Raw genomic sequence first — 7,859 nt, forward strand, 5'->3', positions numbered from 1 at the left:
GGCGGCGCACGTCGCGGCGAACCCCGTCGATGCCGATGATATCTTCACGATCTGCTGGACCTCGGGCACCACGGGCGTCCCTAAGGGCGTGCCGCGCAGCCACAACCACTGGATCGCGGTCGCGGGCGCGGGTTATGAGGCGATGAAGGTCGGCCCGGGCGATGTCCTGCTCAACCCCTTCCCGCTCATCAACATGGCGAGCATCGGCGGCATCACGATGTGCTGGCTGACGAGCGCGGGAACGATGGTGCTCCACCACCCCTTCGATCCCGGCGTGTACCTGAAACAGATTGCGACCGAGCGGCCGAGCCTGACGATCGCGCCGCCCGCGGTGCTCAACATGCTGCTGCAGAATGAGGCGTTGCTCGCGTCGGTCGACCTGTCGAGCCTGCGCGTCATCGCCTCGGGCTCGGCGCCGCTCGCCCCCGCGATGGTGCGCGGCTTTCAGGAAAGGCTCGGGATCATCATCGTCAATGTCTTCGGGTCGAACGAGGGGATGAGCTTCATCACCGGCGAGGGCGACATGCCCGACCCCGACAGGCGCGCGAGCCTGTTCCCGCGCCGCGGCACCTATCAGCGCCCCTATGGCGAAGGCCGCGCACCCAATATCGAAAGCCGGCTCGTCCCGCCCGGCGGCGGCGATCCGATCGAGACCGACGGCATCTCGGGCGAACTCCAGATCCGGGGGCCGACGCTGTTCGAGGGATATCACAACGCCCCCGACCGCACCGCCGAGGCCTTCACCAACGACGGCTGGTTCCGTACCGGCGATTTGTTCGAGATCGCCGAGGGCGGCGACTTCTACCGCTTCGTCGGGCGCTGCAAGGATCTGATCATCCGCGGCGGGGTCAATATCTCGCCCGAGGAGATCGACCAGTTGCTCGGCGGGCATCCTTTGCTCGCCGAGGCGTGCACCTTCTCGCTCCCCGACCCGACGATGGGCGAACGCATCGGCCTTGCCTATGTCCCGCGCGGCGCCGACGATGTCGGGATCGGCGAAGTCGCCGACTATCTGCGCGGGCACGACCTTGCAGTGTTCAAACTGCCCGAACGCCTGTTCCGTTTCGACGCCTTGCCGCGCAACGTCACCAACAAGGTGATGCGCAGTGAAGTGCGCGAAATGGCGCTCGCCACTCTCGAAAAGGAAGCCTGACATGGCGAAAGACGTCTTCATCCTCGGCGGCGCGCAGAGCGATTTCTCGCGCAACCTCGAACGCGAGGGCTGCGGGCTGTTCGAACTGTTTCGTGATGTCGCCGAAGCGGCGTTCGTCGCGACGGGGATCGAACCCAAAGAGGTCGAAACCGCGCATGTCGGCAATTTCGTCGGCGAGTTGTTCGCCGGCCAAGGCCAACTCGGCGGCTTCTTCGGCCACGTCCATCCCGACCTTGCGGGCATTCCCGCGTCGCGCCACGAGGCCGCTTGCGCGTCGGGCAGCATCGCGATCCTCGCCGCCGCGGCCGAGATCGAGGCCGAGCGCTACGGCCTCGCGCTCGTGCTCGGCATCGAATTGATGCGGAACGTTCCCGGCCAGCGTGCCGCCGAATATCTCGGCGCCGCGGCCTGGGCAGGCCGCGAGGCGCAGGAGGCGCGCTACCTCTGGCCGTACATGTTTGCGCGCGTCGCCGAGGAATATGACGAACGCTTCGGGCTCGACCGTGCGCATCTGCGCGGCATTTCGGCGAACAATTTCGCCAATGCGAAAAAGAACCCCAACTCGCAGACGCGCGGCTGGGCGGTGACCGACGATCACCTCGGCGAGAATGACGAGGTCAATCCGCTGATCGAGGGCAGCTTGCGCAAGTCCGATTGCGGGCAGGTTACCGATGGCGCCGCCGCGATCTTCCTCGCCTCGCGCGAAGTTGCGGAGGCTTATGCCAGGCGGCGCGGAATATCGATCGACAGCATCCCGCGCATCAAGGGATGGGGCCACGCCACCGCGCCCCTGCTCTACTCGACGAAGGTCGCGGACAGCCGAGGCGGCGACTATGTCTTCCCGAGCGTGCGCAAGGCGATGATGGACGCGCTGCGCCGCGCCGACATGCCCGACATCTACGCTTGCGACGGGGTCGAGGTGCACGACTGTTTCTCGATCACCGAATATATGGCGATCGATCATTTCGGAATCACCAAGCCGGGCGAAAGCTGGCGTGCGGTCGAGGACGGGACGATTGCGCTCGGAGGCAAATTGCCAGTCAATCCATCGGGCGGGCTGATCGGGCTGGGGCATCCCGTAGGTGCCACCGGGGTACGGATGCTGCTCGACGGCTGGCGGCAGGTCACCGGAAACGCGGGCGATTATCAGGTCGAGGGCGCGCGCAACTTCGCGACCTTCAACGTCGGCGGCAGCGCGACGACGGCGGTCAGCTTCGTCGTCGGCACCTGATTTGACCGACGTCTTTATCTACGACGCGGTGCGCACGCCGCGCGGCAAGGCGCGGCCCGATGGTGGGCTTGCCGGGCTGAGCCCTCAAGAACTCGTGCGTCAGCAGGCGGCAGCGCTCGCCGCTCGTTGCGGCGATATCGCCGCAACGCCCGAGGCGCTAATTCTGGGATGCGTGACACAGGCCGGTGCGCAGGGCGGGCATATCGCGCTGGTGTCGAAGCTACACGCTGGCCTGCCCGACCAGACCGCCGCGCACAGCATCAACAATTATTGCGCATCGGGGCTGTCGGCGATCGGTCAGGCGGTGGCGAAGGTCGCGAGCGGCGAAGCGACGCATATCCTCGCGGGCGGCGTTGAATCAATGAGCGCCAGCCAATTCCTCGGCGACCGTGCCAGTTTCTATACCAACGACGAACTGCCGCCGCGCGCGCGCTTCGTGCCGCCGGTGCTCGGCGCCGACCGGCTGGCACATGCCGAGGGGATCACGCGCGCCGAACTCGACGCAGTGGCCCTCGCCTCGCAGCAGAAAGCGGCAGCGACCGAAAATGACGCCGCGCTGCAAGCCTCGCGGATCGCAACCGGCGCGCTGACGGGCGAGGAGTGCATCCGGCCGCAAACGAGCGCGGAATCGCTCGCCGCAGCGCCCGCCGCCTTTGGCGAACTGCAGGCGCAATATGCGGGCGCGCTCGAAGGTGAGACCTTTGAGCCGCTGCACAGCATCGCACACGCGCCGCCGATCTGCGACGGCGCGGGGCTGGCGCTGGTCGGCGGCGAAGGACTGGGCATCGCGCCGCGCGCGCGCGTTATCGCCTTTGCCGAAAGCGGCGGCGACCCCGCAGCCTCGCTGACCGCGGGGTTCGCGGCGATGGACAAGGTGCTGACGCGCGCCGGGCTGACGCTGGACGATATGGACCGGATCGAGTTCATGGAGGCGTTCGCCGTCACCATCGCCAAATTCCTGCGCGACCGCGATGCCGATCCGGCGCAGGTCAACGTCAGCGGCGGCCATCTCGCCAAGGGGCATCCGATGGGCGCAAGCGGCGCGATCCTGACCTCGACCCTGCTCGACGCGCTCGACGCGTGCGGCGGTCGCTACGGATTGGTCGTACTGACCGGCGCGATGGGGGTCGGCGCGGCGATGGTGATCGAGCGGGTCGCTTAGATCGATCCTCCCTGTCGCGAAGCGATGGGGAGGTGGCAGCCCGAAGGGCTGACGGAGGGGCGATCGCGCGGACGTTGCTGTGCCCTCCACCATTCGCTTCGCGAACGGTCCCCCTCCCCACGGCTTCGCCGCAGGGAGGATTGGCGTCCGCAAAAGCCGATTGCGCAAAAGCGCCATTCCGCTATGGGCAGCGCGTGCGGGGCTTGCCCCGCGCATGATCGCGCCGGTGCCCGAAAGGGCTTAAAACGGGAACGCGGTAACGGGGTTCGTCCTGAGCCCCCGAAGCCGAGGCTGTCCCTGCAACTGTAAGCGGCGAGCGAGATGCACCGGTCCGGATTTGCGGATCAGCCACTGGGGTCACCTGGGAAGGCGTGCATCGAGCCCCGACCCGCGAGCCAGGAGACCTGCCGGTGTGGGTCGCTCAATGCCATGGCCCAGGGAAAGGCCGCGGCACGGAGGTTTCCGTCGAGCGACGACCAGGCGGCCGGGGCCGCTTCGGTGCCGGGGCCGCAGGCATTGACGCCACTTGCGACGCCGGCATCGGTCGATCGCGCGCGCGTTTCGGCAGGCCCCGCCTTCGTTGCCGGCGTGCGGGGGCCTCTACCCATGTTGAAATTTGCGACCATTTCCCTGTTGGCTTTGACGGCGGCAACGCCCGCGCTGGCCGAAACCACCGACAGCGACCGCGACGACATCGTCGTCACCGCGTCGGGGATCGAACAGCCGCGCGACGAGGTCGGTCAGGCGATCACGATCATCGACGCCGACACGATCGAAAAGCGCCAGACGGTCGATATCGCCGACCTGCTCGCGACGACGCCGGGCGTCCGTTTCAGCCGCAACGGCAGCACCGGTTCGGTCGCGGGCATTTCGCTGCGCGGCGCGGAAACGACGCAGACTTTGGTGCTGATCGACGGGGTGAAGGTCAATGATCCGAGCGGGATCGGCGATGGATATGATTTCGGCCATCTGCTGACCGGCAATATCGACCGGATCGAGGTGCTGCGCGGATCGAATTCGGTCGTCCACGGCAGCCAGGCGATCGGTGGTGTGGTCAGCCTGATGACCGCAACCCCGGCCGAGGGTTTCGGTGCCAACGCCCTGGCCGAATATGGTTACAGCGACACGTTGACCGCCAAGGCCGATGTATCGGGCACAGCGGGGGTGATTTCGGGCGGAATCGGCGGCGCCTACTTCCGCACCGACGGCATTTCCTCGGCCGCGGTCGGCACCGAGAAGGACGGATACAAGAATTTCGCCGGCAACGCGCGGCTGAAGGTCGCCTTCAGCGATACGCTGAGCCTCGACCTGCGCGGTTATTACATCAACGCCGACCTCGATTATGACAGCTTCTTCGGCGCCCCCGCCGACAGCGCCGATGTCGCGAAACTCGACCAATATGTCGGTTATGCCGGCCTTAACCTCGGCCTGTTCGACGGCCGTTTCACGAGCCGCGCGGCGGTGACGTGGATGCGCAACGACCGCGACTATTATTTCGTGCGCGGGACCGCGCCCGATTACGGCTATTCGGGCACCAATGTACGTTTCGAATATCAGGGCGTCGTGACGCCGGTGGAGCGGGCGAAGCTGATCTTCGGTTACGAGCATGAACGCCCTGATTATGATTTCTTCGGCTTTGGATCGACCGACAGCCAGAAGGCCAATATCGACAGCGTCTATGCGCTGGGGATTGTCCAGCCGCTCACCGGCCTGTCGCTGTCGGGCGGCGTCCGTCACGACGACCATAGCCAGTTTGGCGGCGCGACAACGTTCGGCGCCAATGCCAATTATTCGCCCAATGCGGGCGCGACCAATGTGCGGCTTAGCTATGGCGAGGGGTTCAAGGCGCCGTCGCTGTACCAGCTTTACGACAGAGGCGGCAGCGGCAATCCAGCGCTGCGCCCCGAACGGTCGAAAAGCTATGATATCGGCATCGACCAGAGCCTTGCTGATGGCCGCGCGCTGATCTCGCTGACCGCCTTCCTGCGCGACACCGACGATCAGATCAATTACGACAATAGGAGCTTCACCTATGGCAATATCGATCGCACGCGCGCCAAGGGGATCGAGGCGACGCTGGCGCTGAAGCCCGTCGACGCGCTGAACGTCACCGCATCCTACAGCTACATTGATGCGCGCGACCGGTCGGGGCGCCCGGCGTTCGACGGCAAGCGCCTGCCGCGCCGCGCCGCGCACGCGGTCAGCCTGTCGGCCGATTATGACTGGTCGTTCGGCCTGTCGACCGGCGCCACGCTGACGCTGGTCGGCGACAGCTTCGACGATGCGGCGAATGCTGTACCGCTCGATGGTTATGCCCTCGCGGGTATTCGCGCGTCCTTCCCCGTGGGCGGCCATTTCGAGATTTACGGCCGCGTCGACAATCTGTTCGACGCCGATTATGCGACCGCCTTCAACTACGGCACCTATGGCCGCGCGGCCTATGGCGGCGTCCGGGCGCGCTTCTGATGAAGGCGCGCACCGACGCCGAACATACGGCGAAGATGAAGAAGATCCAGGCGGCGCAGAACAAGAAGGTCGCGGCGAAGACGGTCGAAAAGGGGCTGGTCATCGTCCACACCGGCCCCGGCAAGGGCAAGACCTCGGCCGCGCTCGGCATGGCGGTGCGCGCGATCGGGCACGAGATGAAGGTCGGGGTCGTGCAATTTGTGAAGGGCGCGATGGCGACGGGCGAGAAAGCGGTGTTCGATCGCTTTCCCGACCTGATCGAATTCAAGCCGATGGGCGAAGGTTTCACCTGGGACACGCAGGACCGGACGCGCGACATCGCGGTGGCGCGCGAAGCATGGGAAGAGGTCAAGCGCATGATCGCCGATCCGTCTTATGCGATGGTGATCGCCGACGAGCTCAACATCGTGCTGCGGTATGACTATCTGCCGGTCGATGAGGTGCTGGAGGCGCTGGGTGCGAAACCGCATATGACGCATGTGATCATCACCGGGCGGAATGCCCCGCAGCAATTGATCGACGCCGCCGACCTCGTCACCGAGATGGCGCAGGTGAAGCATCCGTTCCGCGAGCAGAATGTGAAAGCGCAGCGGGGGATCGAGTTCTGATGCGAGGGCACGGCGCAGTGGCAGCGGCGGCGCTGCTCGCGGGCGGCGCCGGGCTGCTCTGGGCGGCCTCCCCCGCCCCGCGCGCCAAGGCGCCCGCCATCCCGCAGCGCATCGTGTCGATCAACCTGTGCGCCGACCAGCTCGTGCTCGCGCTCGCCGATCGCGGACAGATCGCCGGGCTGACGAAGAATGCGACCGATGTAACAATGTCGGGCGAAGCGGCGAAGGCGCACGGCATCCCGTTGCTCAGCAATTCGGCCGAACAGATACTGGCGATCGAACCCGACCTGATCGTCGGCATGCCCGCGAGCCGCAGCGCGGCACTGCGCGCGCTGCCGCAGCAGGATTATCCGCTGCTCGACCTCGCCACCGCCAACACGCTGGATGAAATCTACACCTCGATCCGCGAGACGGCGGCGGCGGTCGGCCACCCCGAACGCGGCACCGCACTGATCGCGCGGATGCAGGGCGAGCTCGCTGGGCTGCCCAAGCCCGGACGCGGTCGCGTTGCGGCCTATTACCAGCGGCGCGGCTATATGACGGGCACGGGGACGCTGATCGACGAGCTGATGGGGCGCGTCGGGCTGGTCAACCTTGCGGGCAAGCTCGGCAAGCCGCCGCTGTCGCAATTGAGCCTCGAGGAGATGGTCGCCGCCGAGCCCGATTTCCTCATTGTCGAGAGCGCGACCGACAAGGTGACCGATCAGGGGAGCGAGATGCTGCACCATCCGGCGATCAAGGATATTCCGCGTATCAGCATTCCGCAGGCGTGGACGGTGTGCGGCAGCCCCGCCTATACGCAAGCGGCGCGCAGCATGACGGTGCAGATCGCGCGCATCGACGGGGGCCGCTGATGAGCCGCTTTGCCCTGCCCCGCTGGTCGCTGATCGCCGCGTTACTGGCGCTAACGCTGGTCGCGGCGGTCGGATCGCTGCTGTTCGGTGCGGTTGATCTGTCGGTCGCGCGCCTCATCGCCGCAGCGACAGGCGACGGCGACCGGGTCGCGTCGATCATCCTCTTCGACCTCCGCTTGCCGCGTACGGTGCTGGCGCTGGCGGTCGGCGCGATACTCGGACTCGCAGGCGCGGCCCTGCAAGGCTATTTGCGCAACCCGCTCGCCGAGCCGTCGGTGCTCGGCACCTCGAACGCCGCGGCGCTCGGCGGGGTCGCGGCGCTCTATTTCGGGATCGCCGAGCTGCATCCGGTGATGTTGCCGCTGCTCGCGACGGGCGGCGCGCT

7 protein-coding genes and 1 riboswitch are annotated in these 7,859 nt (G+C 66.6%); all 7 genes read left to right on the forward strand.

Features of this window, described 5'->3' with window-relative positions; translation table 11 throughout:
- Window positions 1-1,153: fatty acid--CoA ligase family protein (locus VGD20_RS15490; protein WP_331135307.1), on the forward strand; the 1,153-nt coding region annotated here is incomplete at its 5' end.
- A gap of 1 nt (window position 1,154) precedes the next feature.
- The gene (locus VGD20_RS15495) at window positions 1,155-2,384 is read left to right on the forward strand and encodes an acetyl-CoA acetyltransferase (protein WP_331135308.1); all 1,230 of its coding nucleotides are present in this window, start codon (window positions 1,155-1,157) and stop codon (window positions 2,382-2,384) included.
- A gap of 1 nt (window position 2,385) precedes the next feature.
- On the forward strand, window positions 2,386-3,546 hold the full coding sequence (locus VGD20_RS15500; protein ID WP_331135309.1) for an acetyl-CoA C-acyltransferase: 1,161 nt from the start codon (window positions 2,386-2,388) through the stop codon (window positions 3,544-3,546).
- 208 nt (window positions 3,547-3,754) lie between these two features.
- Window positions 3,755-3,972: riboswitch (cobalamin riboswitch) on the forward strand.
- Window positions 3,973-4,152: 180 nt separating this feature from the next.
- Complete coding sequence (locus VGD20_RS15505) at window positions 4,153-6,012, forward strand: TonB-dependent receptor plug domain-containing protein (protein WP_331135310.1); 1,860 nt, start codon at window positions 4,153-4,155, stop codon at window positions 6,010-6,012.
- The gene (gene cobO, locus VGD20_RS15510; protein ID WP_331135311.1) at window positions 6,012-6,620 is read left to right on the forward strand and encodes a cob(I)yrinic acid a,c-diamide adenosyltransferase; all 609 of its coding nucleotides are present in this window, start codon (window positions 6,012-6,014) and stop codon (window positions 6,618-6,620) included. The genes VGD20_RS15505 and cobO overlap by 1 nt, the downstream gene beginning before the upstream one ends.
- Window positions 6,620-7,474, forward strand: a complete 855-nt coding sequence (locus tag VGD20_RS15515; protein WP_331135312.1) for an ABC transporter substrate-binding protein — start codon at window positions 6,620-6,622, stop codon at window positions 7,472-7,474. Before cobO ends, VGD20_RS15515 begins: the two co-directional genes overlap by 1 nt.
- The coding region (locus tag VGD20_RS15520) for an iron chelate uptake ABC transporter family permease subunit (protein ID WP_331135313.1) at window positions 7,474-7,859 on the forward strand (386 nt) is incomplete at its 3' end. The genes VGD20_RS15515 and VGD20_RS15520, both read left to right, overlap by 1 nt.

The organism is Sphingopyxis sp. (assembly GCF_036402335.1).
Taxonomy (GTDB): domain Bacteria; phylum Pseudomonadota; class Alphaproteobacteria; order Sphingomonadales; family Sphingomonadaceae; genus Sphingopyxis.